Consider the following 14,340-nt stretch of genomic DNA (forward strand, 5'->3'; position numbering starts at 1 on the left):
CTCACAGCATTGTATTATCAAAAAGACATATTGACTTTTATCTTAAAATCTTTGACGTTGTCTTTGTTTTTATTGCCAAATAGCGCGAATATCAGCTGATAAAGCGTAGTTATGTTTATCTCTCCACTAAAAGATTCCATCAAAAATTTGATCTTAGAATACCTATCCTCCTCGGTTAGATTTTCTTCGTCTATCGTCGTTTTGTGGTGAGCTTTGCCAACCGAAATATCGCTATTTTTATAAATTTTCGCGATAACATCGTAGGTTTGATCGATTATCGAAGTGAAAGGAAGCGCATAAATTATGCGAGATTTATTAAATTTCAAGGCAAAATTTAGAGCAGTCAAGGTCTTGCCGTAGCCAGTAGGCGCAGTCAAAGTAAAAAGTTTGTGATTTTCGTCAAAGTTGTTTAAAACAAATTTTCTAAACTCATCTCGCTTTTTATTTGGCGGTAATGTTTTGATATCGCACTCTAAAACATCTATCGGTATATCTTTGGTTTCCCGTTCTGGCATGCTAAAGATAGCCTCAAATTTATCGCTATAAACCAAATTTGAGTATAGGCTTTTGAAATTTATGAAATCCTCATAAGTAAATTTGTGTTTATACTGCAATAAAATTAAGTATTGGCGAAGTTTTTCGGCTCTACCCAAAAACTCATCTTTTTTTGTAGACAATCCCGAATAAACCTGGGTATTTTTTGCGGCATTAGCTACTTCTTCCCAATATTCTAGCTCTTTTGAATTTTTAAAAAATTTATTAGCCTCTCGAGCTAGCGTCATTAAATTTATCGCGTCACCGTGGTGCGAAACGATGGCAAGAAAGCCAAATAGAGTCGGTATTTCATCAAATTTTGAGTTTAGCAAGAAAAAATATGCCGACAGAAATGAGTGGTTTTTATCCAGCTTATCGTTTGAGGTATCTCTGATGTAAATTTGAAAATTATTTTTTAGTTTTGCGATATCGTGATAGAGTTTGACCTGTTTATCCAACTCTTCATCGCCAGCAGAGATCATATTTTTTATATGATTTTCCAAAAGTTTATTTGGATGAGACCAAAACTCGTCAAATAAAATAGACTCTTTCATCGTTTATCTGGTATATATTTCCGTGATTTTTAGATTTTATAGCTTCTTTGCCGTTTATTTCCATTACAAAGTCTTTAAAATCTTTAAAAATTCGTCCATTTTCGCAGTCGCAAGGCATTTTAGCCGTAGTTAATTTCGCATTTTCATTAATACCATCAAAAACAAAATCTTCCATAAGCGTAAATGTATCTATAAAGCTTTCATCTTGCGATATTTTTTCGCATATTTTTATATCTATCCAGCTAAAATCGGCTATACAAAAGTTTATCCCAAGATACGGCGTAAAGGCGGTTTTGTGTTCTTTTAAATTTGAAATTATTTTATCCCGGTAGCTTTGCTCTAAATTTTCTAAATTTAAAAATACGACATAAGACGGCGAGCAGATGAGCTCTCTGTAAAATTGCTTTCTCTCCTTTGCGTTTTGATAGCCTTCCTCTATGTGCATATTGCTTGAGAGGGCAAATTTTATGCCGTTAAAAACAAAACTCTTTTTTAAAATTTGCCTATCTATTTTTACGCTGTATTTGATACTGGATAGCTTAAAATACTCCTCCTCGCCTATAACGGCGCCTAAAAAGCCCATTATAGCGGTCTTTGGCGGCACCGGATAGGTTAGGCTAGAATAAATCGTCGCCGGATGCGAAAAATGAGCGTAATCGCCGAACAATCTAAAGGCAATAATGCTCATTTTACGCCTCTATCTTTTTCCAGCTACTATCAAAATTTTCTTTGTTTTTTGCTTCAAAATCATAATCGCTCATATACTCTATTTTTTCTATATTTGTAGCATATCTTGCGAGTTTATTCTTTAAATTTGTAAAGTCGATAGCGTATTCGTTGATACTTCTTATCGCCCTATCTTCTTTTTCGCTTTTTAGGCTTATGCTATTGTTTAGATCGCCCGCAAACGTATCGTCTTTATACGTTATGATTAGCATAAACCTTGGAGTCTGGCCGATTTTAGAGCGAGTCGTTAAGTTTTTAGTACCGTGCCACAAAGCTTTTAAAATTTTAGCCTCATCGGCTTCGTTAAAGCCCGTTTTTGCCGCATTATAATTATCGATAATGCCGTAAGTAGCAAAAATAGCGTATCTTAAAAATTTTTCCTCTCTAAAAGTCGCTTGATCTTTTTGTTTTTTAGGATCGTTTGGATCGTAATCGCTAGCAAAAGCGCCGGTTCCTCTTACGTACTCTATCTCAACCTTGTTTAGGGATTTGCTTAATCTAAACTGCACCGGACCGGTAAACTGAACGCCCGCGGTTTTTATCTCTTTATCCTGCTTCATCTCGTCTTTATCCGAAATCGGCAAGACGCCGCCAAATGCGCGAATATCGATAAATTTAGACAAAATTTCTTTTTGCAGTTCGCTTTTACTTTGCTTTATGTTTATGCTTTGTCTAATCGCTGTTTTAGCGTCTAGTACGGCATCTTCTATCCTATACTCCTTTATAAAAATCGACGCCTCGTCTTTTTTCATAATCTCGTCTCTGATAGTTCTTTTTATGCGCACGTCCGTTACTTCGGCTATGCCGGTTTCATCATCATACCTAGGAGCGTTATCCTTTAGCATATCGCCGTTTGGGTTCCAATTCTCTCCATCCCACAAAAAAAGTATCTCTTTTTTCTGCATTTTATTCTCCTTTTATTTCGTTTTATCTTTTAGAAATTTGCGATAATCACTCCCGCCCATAGCAAAAGCAAGCGTAGTATGAGAGCTTTTTACTATCTTGCCTTCTCTAAAAAAAACTTGCGGTAAAATTTCAATCAAACACTCTTTTATATTTTCAACGTTAGAATTTGATTTGCCAGAAGCTGCCTTAAGCTTTCTAATCATCTCATCGCACTTAGTCCAAATTCGCTCCAAATTTTCCCTACTTATCGAGCCGCAGTCATTGAGCCAGTTGCTAAACGATACGCCGCCGTTAACGCCGAGCTGCCAGTTTATCAGAGCTGCGCTTAGCATACCGAGTAAATAAGCGCTTGCAAGCGCGTCATCTTGATTTAAAAATTCGCTATTTTTGATTAGCTCTTTAATCAGTTCTTTTTTATCGGTTAAATTTTCCAAATCGCACTCCTTTTGAAACACTAGTTTTTTATTTAACACATTGATCTCGTTAAAAAAATTCTGATATTTTTTAATAACATCAATCGTTCTTTGCCTGTAAAAATCGTTAAAATATTTACTCCACCCTAATTTATCCGCATAGTCCTTATTGACGCTACCATAACAAATCAGATCGCTATATCTTTCTATCATAATTTCTAAATCAAATTTATTTCGCGACAGCAAAAAATTCATCACGCTTAGCCTATCTTCAAACAAATTTTGAAGATATATCGTCTCATCGGTTCCGCTGTTTTTTTCATAGAAAGCTTTTATATTAAAATCACTCATCAAATTTGAAATTTTAGAGATAAAAGAGGGCAAAACGTCATCTATCGCAAGCTTTAAATCGATAGCTGCGTTGCTTTGCGTATAAAATAAAATCGTATTTAAAACCGGTAAATTTTCCTGTTTTTTAGCAGCGATCTCAAGATAATCATTTATGCTAAATTTTATAACTTCTTCGGCGATTTCAATACTTTTCATATCGCTCTTTGAAGTTTCTTCAAGTATTTTTACGATCTCTTCTAAATTTACCGAACTATCTAAAATCGTCGGCAAAATCGCCATCTTCATACCGTAGAAATTATGCGATAGCTTATCTTTTATCGCTTTAAAGCCGTTTTCTACTTTTTTTGCACTAATGGTGCTTAGCGGCAGTAGTTTTGACTTGATAAATTGCATATTAGCAGGCATCTCATTTACCGAGCAAAATGCCAAATTTGCATCACCACCGATACCTTTTTCATTTGTCAAAATATCGTATCCATAGGACGATTTTTGCTCTTTTACGCTGATACGATTTTCAAAAATTTGTTTAAAATAGGCAGAAACGGGCTTGCCCTTGTATGAGAGCGAGAAAAAAGTAGCGACTTTTTTGCCTTTTTCCTTTTTTAGCTCATCAAGACCTTTGATCTCATCTATAATATCGGCAAAATATTCTTCATTTATGCTTGATAATATAGACAAAATAGCGTCATTTTCTATATTGCTCGGCTCAAAAAATGAGAGCAAATTTGAAACCGATCTCGAAACGCCTTTTATAAATTTAGCTTCGTCTTTATTTACTTCTTTGGATAAAAATTGAGAATTTGGAAAAAGATTACCGGAATTTGCGCCTACGCCAAACCTACATATTATCAGATCGTCTTTATTTATGTTTAAATTCGGTTCTATTTGCTTGGTTTCTATGTCGCAGAGATACGCTTTGATCGTGTCGTATTTGTAGGCTTCGTTTTTGAGACGCTTTTCGTCTTTTTGATATATTTCGCCTATGTCGGCGAAAATTTTAACTATATCGCCCAAGAGATTCCCCTAAATTAAGTTGGCATAATTATACTGCAAGCAATCTTTGATATCAAGTTATTATAATTTACATAGATTTTACTTGATTTTTTGAGTATGTTTTTATAAAATACTCTTTGAAAAGCAAGTATTACTTGTTCTCCTTATAGGCTTTTAAATTTATATTTTACTTAACTTGCTTTTCCTTTGCTATCTCCACAAACCCTGCTCCACAGTTCATGCATCCGCTTCCAATGCCCACATCAAGGATCAAATTTATAAGCTCAGGCTGCGCGCAAATTTTCCATTTCGCTTGCCAAGCCTGAACCGGCGAGCGGTTGTTGCCGTAGTAAAAATTAAACGGATTTTGCAAATTTTGCCAGAGCAAATTTAGCTCAAATTCGCCCTCGTATCTGCGCCCGGTAAGCGTTTCAAATCTTTGCAAGGCGTTTATTTTCATCATCTCAAGATGCCTGGAGTCTTGCGGCTGCAGGTAAATTTTATGCCCCAAAAGTCCGCCTACCGCGCATGCCACACAGCCTTGCAGCACCGCTTCGCTTTGTGCAGTTCTATGCTCACTCACCGCCACCGTCGTATCGCACAGACAAAGCTCGCCCAAGTTTAACCCGTCTTTTAGCACGGCAAGCGCGATTGTTTTTTCAAATTCCGGCTCATACGAGGTAAATCTGATCCGCAATTTTGAGCCATTTAAACGAAAGTCAAAGTTCGTTCGTTTAAAAATTTTGCCGCTCGGCTCGTGCCTATATCCTTCGTGCTCGGCGCTTGGCAGATAGCGGTAGATGTAGCCCTGGATGAGCTGGGGCAGCGCCTTTGAAATTTTTAAATTTGCGCTTGGCAAACGTGAGGTTATCGTGAGCATTTTTATCCTTAAATTTGCTAATTTTTTAATGCAATTATAAAAAGTATTGCATTAAAAATCGGTTTTGCACAAAAATGCTGCGAAATTTCAAATTTTATCCGTCAAATTCGCTAAAATATCCGAAAAAATCACACAAGGAGAGCAAATGAAATACGATTTTGACGCGCCTGTAGAGCGAGGCGGGACGTATTCGTCGAAATGGAAAACAAGCGGCGACGAACTGCCGATGTGGGTGGCGGATATGGATTTTAAGGTCGCGCCCGAAATTTTAGAAGCGCTGCAAAAGCGCCTAGACAACGGGGTTTTTGGCTACTCGTACGTGCCGCAGGAGTGGAGCGAGGCCATCTGTTCGTGGTGGAGCAGGCGCCACGACGTCAAATTTGACCCGAGCTGGCTGATTTTTTGCACGGGCGTGATCCCGATCATTAGCTCCGCCGTGCGCAAATTTACGAGCGTGGGCGATAAAATCGTGATCCAAAGCCCCGTCTATCACGTCTTTTACCGCAGCATCGAAAACAACGGCAGAGTCGCGCTCGCAAACGAGCTAGCCTACGACGGGCGCGGCTACGATATAGATTTTACCGACCTAGAAGAAAAGCTCGCCGATCCGCTAACGACGATGTTTATCCTTTGCAACCCGCACAATCCCGTCGGTAAAATTTGGAGCGAGGAAAAGCTAGCCAAAATCGGCGAACTATGCGCTAAACACGGCGTTTTGGTGATCTCTGACGAGATACATTGCGACATCACGAGCCCTAGCAAAAACTACGTGCCGTTTATCCGCGCGAGCGAGACTTGCAAAAACATCTCGATCACCTGCGTTTCGCCGACTAAAGCCTTTAACATCGCGGGCCTGCAAAGCTCCACCGCTGTAGTGCCGAACCCAAAACTGCGCGCCAAAATGGCAAAGGCCATCAACGACGACGAGGTCGGCGAGGGCAATGCGTTTTCTTGTATCGCGGCGATCGCGGCGTTTGAGCAAGGCGAAGCATGGCTGGACGAGATGCGCGAATACGTAGAGCAAAACCGTAAAATCGTGAGCGATTTTTTGCAAAACGAACTACCGCAGATCAGGCTTGTAGAGCAGGACGCCACATATCTGCTCTGGCTTGATTGCCGCGAAATTTGCGACGACGCGAGCGATTTTCATAAATTTTTACGCCAAAAAGCGGGGCTTTGGCTAAACGACGGCAACGCGTATAGGGGTGCCGAGAAGTGCTTCCTGCGCCTTAATATCGCCACGCAAAGATCGCGCGTACTGGAGGGGCTAAAACGCCTAAAATCAGGCGCTCTAGCCTACGCGAAAAGCAGGGAATAATATATTTACGAAAAATTGGGATAAAATTTAGACCTTTTTGGTATGATTTGCGCGTCCGACAAGAAAACCTCCTTTTTGTAACGGCGCCTCGGCTCCCCCTGCCGGGGCGTTTTTGTCTCATTCATTAAGCTTTTTTAGTTATAATCCTTCTCATAAATTTACCACGCCTAGCTCAAATTTAAGCAAATTTAGCGTTTCAGGCGAAAGGACGAAAATGCTAACTCACATAGACGAAAACAACCGCCCAAAAATGGTCGACGTAAGCGACAAGGGCGTAACTACGCGTATAGCCGTAGCAAGCGGCATCATAAAAATGTCGCGCGAAGCCTTTGACGCGATCAAAAACAACACGGGCAAAAAAGGCCCAGTTTTGCAAACCGCTGTCGTAGGTGCGATAATGGGCGCGAAAAAGACGAGCGAACTCATCCCGATGTGCCATCCGCTGCTAATCAGCGGCATAAACTGCGACATCGAGGAGCTAACCCAAATCTGCGCCTACAAGCTAACCGTTAGCGTCAAGATAGACGGCAAAACAGGCGTCGAGATGGAGGCTCTAACAGGCGTTAGCGTCGGGCTACTAACGATCTACGATATGATAAAAGCGATAGATAAAACCATGCAGATAACAGATATTGCGCTAGAAAGCAAGAGCGGAGGCAAAAGTGGCGACTACGTGCGATCTAAATAAAGAACCAGAAATCATCTATCCAAATTTTTGGGAATACAAAATCATCGTGCTTGATAGTGATAACGCCGAAGCTATCGTGCAGGGCGTCGTAGGCGAGAGGCAACACAGGGTAACGCCGTCAAAATCGAGCAAAGAGAGCAAATACAAAAGCTACAATCTAAGCGTTTTGGTTAATTCTAACCAGGAGCGATTAGAAATTTTTTCCGCGCTAAGACGCGTTTGCAAATACGTACTATAAGGACTTCCATGCAAAATTTAGTCTTCATCCAAACCATAAAAGAGAACAAAAACGACCCGCAAATTTCCGTTTTGATCAGGGAATTTGCGCTAAGCGAGTTTAGAAAAAGCGTCAAAGGCGCAAAAAACGGCGACGAAAACGTGGCTCTAGCTGAAGAGTTTGAGCAAATTTGCGAGGCGCTAAAGGGCGAGGATCTGCTAAACCGCCAAAACGTCGCCAACCTCATCCAAAGCGCGGGCGACGCGCTCAGCGAGGCAAAAGAGCAGTATATCCACCGCCTGATCTACGAAAAAGAGCAGATCGAGCGGCAAATTTACGCGCAAAAAGACGAGATCAAAAATGACGTTCGCGCGCTGCTTGAAAATATGGAAAATTTCATAAAAAGCAGCGACCTGGCGGATAAAGATGAAATTTTAACCGCGATAGACGAAAAAATGCTCTGTGAGCTACAAATGCTGGGAATCCTAAAAGAAACCACCGAGGCGGCGTTTCTAACCGCGATCGAAAAGGGCGACGACGTGAAAGACACGGTGGAGCAAATTGCCAAAAACGTCGTGCTTAGCGCGATAAACGAGGGTGAAGCCAGCAAAGAGCGCATCCTGGAGATCGCAAGAACGGTCTGCGAGGCGGCGACCGAGCTAGCAGAGGTCGATCAGGCCTTTGCCAAAGAGCTAATAAGCGGCGCGATCGGAGGCGTAAAAGAGGCGCTTAGCAAGAGGACGGAGAAGTTTATCGAGGAGATCAAATTTGCCCCGGACGGCCAGACGCTGCTTGGCGAGGCTAGAGAATTTGTAAGGCTCGAGGAGAGATTTGTAGCGATGCTGCGCGATATGGCGCGCTCAGATGAGCCGTCTGCTGCCGTGATAAACGAAATCCTAGACGAGTCCATAGATAGCTACTTCGCCAAATTTAAGCGCCTGCAAAACGACGTTTCGCGCCAGATCGAGCTTCAGCTAGAGGAGCTAAAATTTAACGAAAATATCGATAAATTCGCTAGCCTTGCCGGAGCTAAATTTGAGGAGCTAAAGCGCGAAGTCGGTCAAGCCGGCGATAAGCTTAAAGAAAATTTTAACGCCAAAGAACGCATCGAAGCGCTAAAGAAAGAGATCAGCGACTTTGAAAAACGAACCGAGGAGAAGCTAACCGAGATAAGTGCTAGCGAGATCGGCGAAAACCTCAAAGCAAAATCAAAAGAACTAGGCGAGAAGCTCTACAAAGCCGCCGAAAATCTCATAAAAACCGCTAAAGAAAAGATCGGCAAAAAAGAGGATGAGAAAAAAGACGAGTGAGCCAAATTTGGGCGCGTATGCTTAAATTTGCGCCCGGATTTACTTGCCTGCTACAAACGGCGGCAAATTTGACGCGGTAATTTTGCGCTCGAATTTGACTCCGCCAAAACGCCGCGAAAGTCAAATTTAACCCCAAAGGATCAAAAATGAGTATCACCTTTTTTGTTAAAAATAAAAAGAAGTTTCTAGTCGGCCTTGCGCCCGTGATGAGCGTGGAGGAGGCGCTGCGGTTGGTGCCAAATTTATCACAGTTTAACGCCGATGAAGACGACGAGGAGTTTGACGCAGATAGCTTTTATGGCGCGAAGCTTGACGAGTTTGACTGCCTCGTTGCCGGCACGGACGGGCTTAGCGGGCGCGGCTTTGAGATCGGATACGAAGACGGCGCCTACAACGTCCGCATCGGCACGCCAAGCACCCGCACGGACTGGAAAATCGCGCTAGAGTATCTAAAAAACCTGGCCCTAAAAATGGATGGCGAAATCGTGAGCGAGGACGGCGAGAAATTTAGCGCGCAAAATATTGAAAGCTTTAACTATGAGCACGACATACGCGCGGGACTAGAGGCGATAGAGCAAAATTTGCAAAAAGAGGCGCAAATCAGCACTATTTACGGCATAAGAAACGAAGTGTCGTTTGATAAAAAGATCATGGCTCGCATCATGGGCGCGAAGGATCCAGCGGACGAATTTGGCAAATTTGTAACCGATATCCAAAATTTGGATGCGTATTTTGCAAATCAGATGTTTTATCGCAGGAACGATAGCGGCGAGATCAGCGGAGATTACGTCCTGTCGCAAGGCGTCGTTACTGTGCTGCCGTATGAACCTAGCGTGGAGTATAAAAATTTACAAATGCTGGGCGATGAGAAAGTCGCGCGCTGGTCGGTCGCGATATTTGGCGGAGAGGGCGACGATGAGGAAAAATACGAAATCCTAGCGACGCTGAAATATGAAAGTTTCATCCAAAATTTGCCGAGAGATAAATACAAATTTATCGACGCTAAAAATATCGTCGTAAGCGCGTTTGACAAGGCAGAATTTGACGAGCTAATCGCAAAATGCGGCAAAGAGGAGCTGGCGGACTAAGCTGTTTAGCTAACGGCGGCGATTTGCCTGCCGTGCGGTAAATTTGGCGGCAGAGTTAAATTTTAGCCGAATTTGCCCGCCTTTTTGCTCCGAAATGAAGCCAAATTTGACGCAAGATAGATCAAATTTGGCGTCAAATTTAAAACTCCGCAAGGCTGTAAATTTAACCGCAAACCCAAAATATTGACTTGCGCCGTACCTTTAGATAAAATCAAGCGCAAAAATCAAAAGAGATCAAAAATGCGAAAAATTTTCCTGCCGCTTTTATGCGCTTTCCTGCTAGGCGGATGCACTACGTACGGCGTCGGCCCCTCTAATATATTTCTAGAAAACAAAGAGTTAACTCAGCTAAAAGGCCGCCATATCCTAGATATGGAAAGGTACTCCGGCGGCTGGTCGCATATCGAGATAGGTATGCTTTCGAACAAATTTTATATGCAGTACGAACCGCGCGAAGTACTATCGGTAGAAAGATCGTGCAACTTCTGGGGTTGCAGCGTAACGGGTGTGAACTACAGCACCTGCGGCTTTGTTTACTTTACTACCGGCAAAGACGGCTATATCACTAACCACACCGAGGACGGAGACGCGATAAGGAGCGTCAAGCATAAATTTAAAGACCTGCTAGTACTGGGGAACTAAGATGAAAAAGACGGTAATAACATTATGCGCGTTTGCGATCACTGCGGCGTTTGGGCTCTCTAACGAGGATTACGATAAATTTATAGCGCTAGACGATAGCGGAAAATACAAAGAAGCGTTGGCATTTATCAAGCCAAAGGCCGATGGCGGCGACGCTAGAGCCGTCACGCTCGTAGGCTACCTATACGAGGTGAGGATGTCCAATATCGGCGAAGGCGTAAAGTGGTACAAAAAAGCCATGGGGCTAAACGATTCGCTCGCTCACTCGAATATGGCGCGGATATACTACCGCATGACGGACTATAAGCTAGCTGCGCAGACCCTTGAAAAGGCAAGCAAACTAGGCGACACGGGCGCGGACGCAATGCTAGGAAATATGTATCTAAACGGAATACACTTTAAAAAAGACTATAAAAAAGCGCTCGTCTACATCCAAAAAGGCGTTGCCGATGACGATCCTCAGGCTCTAACCGATCTAGCTATATGTTACGAGAACAGCTACGGCGTCGCAAGGAATATGGATAAGGCCATAGAGTTTTACAAGCGCGGAGCGGCGCAAGGTAACAAATACGCCAAAAGGGCACTAGAGAGATTGCAGTAGCTAGTGCGCGGCTACCTGAGTTTTGACGATACCGACTTTATCCGTCTGGTAGCGGCGACTCGGGCTATCCGGGAGAATAAATTTAGGCTCGCTTGAGCTCAAAATTAGTTTTTAGTAAACCGGTCGATACTGGCGATTGGTTTACCGACTTCGCCTCTACCAAATCACTCAAATTTGGGTAAATTTAAAACCCAATCCGAGTCAAATTTAATAGATAAAAAGCCCCGCGTCTTTTGCTTCGCCGACCTTGTCCGTTTTCACCCAAGCCGCGATGTAGATGAAAAACGAAGCCACGAGCAAAAAGAAGCCAAATACCGCCAAAACACCGCTCGCCCACAGCAGCTCGCCCGCAAAAAACGTGCAAACGTAGACGCGAAAAAGCTCGTTTCTAGTTAGTCTCGCAAGCTCGAAAAAGACCTTGCCCCACACGAACGCGACGTAGCTCAGCAGTAGTAGCGCTATGACGGCGACTAGCTTGGCGAGCGGATGAGCCGCGTTCGCCATATACGATGCCAGCGTCGCCGTGACGTGAGCGACGAACATCACGATCATCGCCTTTCCGTAGTTTACGTGCAGATCCTCGCTATGAGCGAGCCTGGCGACTCCGCCTAGCGCCGCGTAGGTTAGCAGCGCGGCTGCTATGACAGCGAGGTTATCCGCGATCTGTAGTGCTAGTCCCCCGTAGCTAGCGATAAAGTACGCGTAGATCTTGATCACGGCCGGCACGATGCCCGATGCGATACCTAGCATCCTAGCCCGATCAAACGCCGCACTCTCTTTTAGCGCAGCCTTCGTCTCCTCGCTTCTGGTATCCTTTACCGCGCGCTTTTCGCCCTCGTCTGCGATCACAAATACATCTCTCGCAAACGCCCCGTCAGGCCGAAACGCCGCTCGCTCGCCGCCGCTAGGTCGCCCCGAGCGCACGTCCTCGAAACTAAATTTATAGTACTTCCCGTCATCGCCGATTATCGTCGTTTCGTTTATCGCTACGCCCTTCAACAACTCTCCTTTTTGCGTTTTTGCCGCCCTGTTTTAGATTAACCCGCTCGTTTGCATTTTTGAGGTACGGGTTGTGCCACCCATCAAATTTGACGCCGCGCTCCCTAGTCCAGCCAAATTTTACGGTTTAGCCGCAGCTCCTCGGCGATACGCAAAAAGCCGCCGATCTCGTCTTTGTAAAATCTATTCGCCCCTTTGCCCACGAGCGGACGGCGCAGATCGGGCTCGAAGTTATCGCGCCCCGTGCGGATCGCCATGCAGATCTTATCGCCGACTAGCACGATGTTTATAGGGCGGTGAAATCTCGTTTTTAGCAGTTTTAAATTTTCCATCAGGCTAGGCGTGAGCGCGTATCTAGCCTCGATCTGATCGGTCGTATAGACGCGAAATAGCCGCTCAAACTCCGCGTCGTCCATCCTCGCGCGCTTGCCGCCGTAGTCCCTAAAATCATCCGTTCCGCTGCAAATTTGCGTGACGCCCTTTAGTCGTTTAGGAAAATCGGCAACGAACAAAATCCCCGCAAAAAGTATCCTGTGCGTCTCGTTTCCGTGCAGATCCTCTTTGATGCTTATCGCCTCTACGTCGCTAAATTTGACCCGCACGCCCTCTATCTGCCCGAAAATCAGGTCGTTACCCGAGTATTTATCGATGTCAAAATCGTAAATCATATAAAGATAATCGCTCTCTACGTAGTCGCCCGGATAATACGTCAGGCCGCAGTCCTCCACGATGCTCCTCACGACCTTTCGCTTAAATTTAAAGGTAAAACTATCGGTAAAAATACTCTCTAAAAAATAGTACATCGTAGCCCCGCAGACCACAAACGCACCCGCGCTAAGAGCGGCGTTTTGCGCAGCTAGATAAAGCAGCCAAGCCACCGCCGTAGCGACAAAAAAGCAGGTGAGCTTTAGCCTAAAAAGCGAACGTAAAACCTTTTGCCGCTCAAGCTCTAGCAAGACCAGATCGTCCATTTTTGCTCCTGTTTTCATTTAGCGCCATTTTTGTAAATTTGGCTATTTTACGGGCTTTCGTCTTTAAATTTGCGTTTTAAACCGCTTAAATTTAAGCTCTTTTTTGCGGGCCGCGGCGTTTTAAATTTGGATCAAATTTGGCTCAAATTTACCGCCCGCGCCGCTTTTTACATTCAAATTTGACGAGCCGACAAAGCCTGATTGCATTTTAAAGAGTGCGGTTAGGCGCTCAAATTTAACTATAAATTTGACGAAGCGAACGCAAATTTAGCGGTTAAAAAGCTCGTGCACGTCGTGCGGATCGTCTTGACCTTTCGGCACCTCGAAAAACGCCGCCTTATGAAACCTCGCCCAGCTAGCGACGAGGTTTGAGGGAAACATCTCCACAGCGTTGTTGTAATCAGTCACTGCGGCGTTGTATGCGCGGCGCGCGGCGGAGATCTGCTCCTCGATATCATTTATCGTTTTTTGTAGGTGCATTACGTTTTCGTTTGCTTTTAGTTCAGGATAACTCTCCACGACGACGTTTAACTTTGAGATTAGATTTGACAGCTCGCCGTTTAGCGCAAATCTCTGCTCGTCGCCCGCAGCCTTTTGGATGCCGCTTCTAAGCGCGGAGATGTTTTCTAGCAGCTCACGCTCGTGCGTGAGATACTGCTTGACGGTGGCGACGAGGTTTGGGATGAGGTCAAAGCGTCTTTTTAGCTGCGTATCGACGCCTGATCTGATGTTTGAGACTTGGTTGCGCTTGCCGACTAGCGAGTTGTAGACTGAGATGACGATGAGCGCGAGAACGGCGATAATGCCTAGGACGATGTACATTTTACTCCTTTGATTTAACTTTTGTTTTGATTATATCAAAAAGCTGCTGAAACCGGAAAATTATACTCGTTTTTGCCGCGCTAGATGCCAGGTAGCTCGGGATTTGCTAACAAAATGCTAAATTTCGCTTACCCTTGCAAAAGCCGCTTTGCGAGCAAATCTCGGATAAAAGGGCTAATTGCCGTAAAATAAAGACTTGCGGCCGATTTTTGCGCTTAAATTTAGGCTTAAAAACGCAAAATACGCTTTTGGATAAACCGTTTGTGCACTTTGCGTTACGGGCGAATTGAGTCTTATTTTTAAACAAAAATCAAAGCAGATATGCGC

The 14,340-nt window shown here is 43.9% G+C and carries 15 protein-coding genes; 7 read left to right on the forward strand and 8 right to left on the reverse strand.

Annotation, left to right across the window (positions count from 1 at the left end):
* Window positions 1-17: 17 nt before the first annotated feature.
* The 5 genes from Q0394_RS04545 to Q0394_RS04565 all read right to left on the reverse strand — a co-directional run bounded on the left by Q0394_RS04545 (window position 18) and on the right by Q0394_RS04565 (window position 5,357).
* On the reverse strand, window positions 18-1,088 hold the full coding sequence (locus Q0394_RS04545; protein ID WP_298945704.1) for a CRISPR-associated endonuclease Cas3'': 1,071 nt from the start codon (window positions 1,086-1,088) through the stop codon (window positions 18-20).
* A complete protein-coding gene (cas5, locus tag Q0394_RS04550) occupies window positions 1,066-1,776 on the reverse strand; it encodes a CRISPR-associated protein Cas5 (protein WP_298945705.1) in 711 nt (236 codons plus the stop codon). Before cas5 ends, Q0394_RS04545 begins: the two co-directional genes overlap by 23 nt.
* A gap of 1 nt (window position 1,777) precedes the next feature.
* Window positions 1,778-2,719, reverse strand: coding sequence for a type I-B CRISPR-associated protein Cas7/Csh2 (gene cas7b, locus Q0394_RS04555; protein ID WP_298945706.1), 942 nt, complete (start codon window positions 2,717-2,719; stop codon window positions 1,778-1,780).
* A gap of 12 nt (window positions 2,720-2,731) precedes the next feature.
* Window positions 2,732-4,498, reverse strand: coding sequence for a TM1802 family CRISPR-associated protein (locus tag Q0394_RS04560; protein ID WP_298945707.1), 1,767 nt, complete (start codon window positions 4,496-4,498; stop codon window positions 2,732-2,734).
* A 166-nt stretch (window positions 4,499-4,664) separates the two neighbouring features.
* Window positions 4,665-5,357 (reverse strand): CRISPR-associated endoribonuclease Cas6, encoded by a 693-nt coding sequence (locus tag Q0394_RS04565; protein WP_298945708.1) that lies wholly within the window; start codon window positions 5,355-5,357, stop codon window positions 4,665-4,667.
* Window positions 5,358-5,502: 145 nt separating this feature from the next.
* Here Q0394_RS04565 and Q0394_RS04570 point away from each other — a divergent pair, with 145 nt between their 5' ends.
* The 7 genes from Q0394_RS04570 to Q0394_RS04600 all read left to right on the forward strand — a co-directional run bounded on the left by Q0394_RS04570 (window position 5,503) and on the right by Q0394_RS04600 (window position 11,221).
* Window positions 5,503-6,675, forward strand: a complete 1,173-nt coding sequence (locus Q0394_RS04570; protein WP_298945709.1) for a MalY/PatB family protein — start codon at window positions 5,503-5,505, stop codon at window positions 6,673-6,675.
* A 214-nt stretch (window positions 6,676-6,889) separates the two neighbouring features.
* Entirely contained in the window at window positions 6,890-7,363 is a 474-nt protein-coding gene (gene moaC / locus Q0394_RS04575; protein WP_034964408.1) for a cyclic pyranopterin monophosphate synthase MoaC, read from the forward strand.
* Window positions 7,338-7,601 (forward strand): DUF493 family protein, encoded by a 264-nt coding sequence (locus Q0394_RS04580; protein ID WP_298945710.1) that lies wholly within the window; start codon window positions 7,338-7,340, stop codon window positions 7,599-7,601. Before moaC ends, Q0394_RS04580 begins: the two co-directional genes overlap by 26 nt.
* Before the next feature lie 8 nt (window positions 7,602-7,609).
* Complete coding sequence (locus tag Q0394_RS04585; RefSeq protein WP_298945711.1) at window positions 7,610-8,890, forward strand: hypothetical protein; 1,281 nt, start codon at window positions 7,610-7,612, stop codon at window positions 8,888-8,890.
* Between the two features lie 146 nt (window positions 8,891-9,036).
* Window positions 9,037-9,978, forward strand: coding sequence for a DUF4299 family protein (locus tag Q0394_RS04590; protein WP_298945712.1), 942 nt, complete (start codon window positions 9,037-9,039; stop codon window positions 9,976-9,978).
* Window positions 9,979-10,218: 240 nt separating this feature from the next.
* The gene (locus Q0394_RS04595; protein WP_298945713.1) at window positions 10,219-10,620 is read left to right on the forward strand and encodes a hypothetical protein; all 402 of its coding nucleotides are present in this window, start codon (window positions 10,219-10,221) and stop codon (window positions 10,618-10,620) included.
* A 1-nt stretch (window position 10,621) separates the two neighbouring features.
* On the forward strand, window positions 10,622-11,221 hold the full coding sequence (locus Q0394_RS04600) for a tetratricopeptide repeat protein (RefSeq protein ID WP_298945714.1): 600 nt from the start codon (window positions 10,622-10,624) through the stop codon (window positions 11,219-11,221).
* 207 nt (window positions 11,222-11,428) lie between these two features.
* Here the strand turns inward: Q0394_RS04600 and Q0394_RS04605 are convergent, their stop codons facing one another.
* From Q0394_RS04605 to Q0394_RS04615, 3 genes are all read right to left on the reverse strand, one after another.
* On the reverse strand, window positions 11,429-12,220 hold the full coding sequence (locus Q0394_RS04605; protein WP_298945715.1) for a hypothetical protein: 792 nt from the start codon (window positions 12,218-12,220) through the stop codon (window positions 11,429-11,431).
* 104 nt (window positions 12,221-12,324) lie between these two features.
* The gene (locus tag Q0394_RS04610; protein ID WP_298945716.1) at window positions 12,325-13,209 is read right to left on the reverse strand and encodes a DUF3137 domain-containing protein; all 885 of its coding nucleotides are present in this window, start codon (window positions 13,207-13,209) and stop codon (window positions 12,325-12,327) included.
* Window positions 13,210-13,458: 249 nt separating this feature from the next.
* Entirely contained in the window at window positions 13,459-14,013 is a 555-nt protein-coding gene (locus tag Q0394_RS04615; protein ID WP_298945717.1) for a LemA family protein, read from the reverse strand.
* Window positions 14,014-14,340: the final 327 nt, after the last annotated feature.

Source organism: uncultured Campylobacter sp., from assembly GCF_938039205.1.
Taxonomy (GTDB): Bacteria; Campylobacterota; Campylobacteria; order Campylobacterales; family Campylobacteraceae; genus Campylobacter_A.

Bases quoted from the DNA above. Each gene is read 5' to 3' on its own strand.
- Q0394_RS04600 (WP_298945714.1), top strand. From the start codon at position 10,622: ATGAAAAAGACGGTAATAACATTATGCGCGTTTGCGATCACTGCGGCG.
- Q0394_RS04545 (WP_298945704.1), bottom strand. From the start codon at position 1,088: ATGAAAGAGTCTATTTTATTTGACGAGTTTTGGTCTCATCCAAATAAA.
- Q0394_RS04590 (WP_298945712.1), top strand. From the start codon at position 9,037: ATGAGTATCACCTTTTTTGTTAAAAATAAAAAGAAGTTTCTAGTCGGC.
- Q0394_RS04595 (WP_298945713.1), top strand. From the start codon at position 10,219: ATGCGAAAAATTTTCCTGCCGCTTTTATGCGCTTTCCTGCTAGGCGGA.
- Q0394_RS04585 (WP_298945711.1), top strand. From the start codon at position 7,610: ATGCAAAATTTAGTCTTCATCCAAACCATAAAAGAGAACAAAAACGAC.
- cas5 (WP_298945705.1), bottom strand. From the start codon at position 1,776: ATGAGCATTATTGCCTTTAGATTGTTCGGCGATTACGCTCATTTTTCG.
- cas7b (WP_298945706.1), bottom strand. From the start codon at position 2,719: ATGCAGAAAAAAGAGATACTTTTTTTGTGGGATGGAGAGAATTGGAAC.
- Q0394_RS04570 (WP_298945709.1), top strand. From the start codon at position 5,503: ATGAAATACGATTTTGACGCGCCTGTAGAGCGAGGCGGGACGTATTCG.
- Q0394_RS04565 (WP_298945708.1), bottom strand. From the start codon at position 5,357: ATGCTCACGATAACCTCACGTTTGCCAAGCGCAAATTTAAAAATTTCA.
- Q0394_RS04610 (WP_298945716.1), bottom strand. From the start codon at position 13,209: ATGAAAACAGGAGCAAAAATGGACGATCTGGTCTTGCTAGAGCTTGAG.
- Q0394_RS04615 (WP_298945717.1), bottom strand. From the start codon at position 14,013: ATGTACATCGTCCTAGGCATTATCGCCGTTCTCGCGCTCATCGTCATC.
- moaC (WP_034964408.1), top strand. From the start codon at position 6,890: ATGCTAACTCACATAGACGAAAACAACCGCCCAAAAATGGTCGACGTA.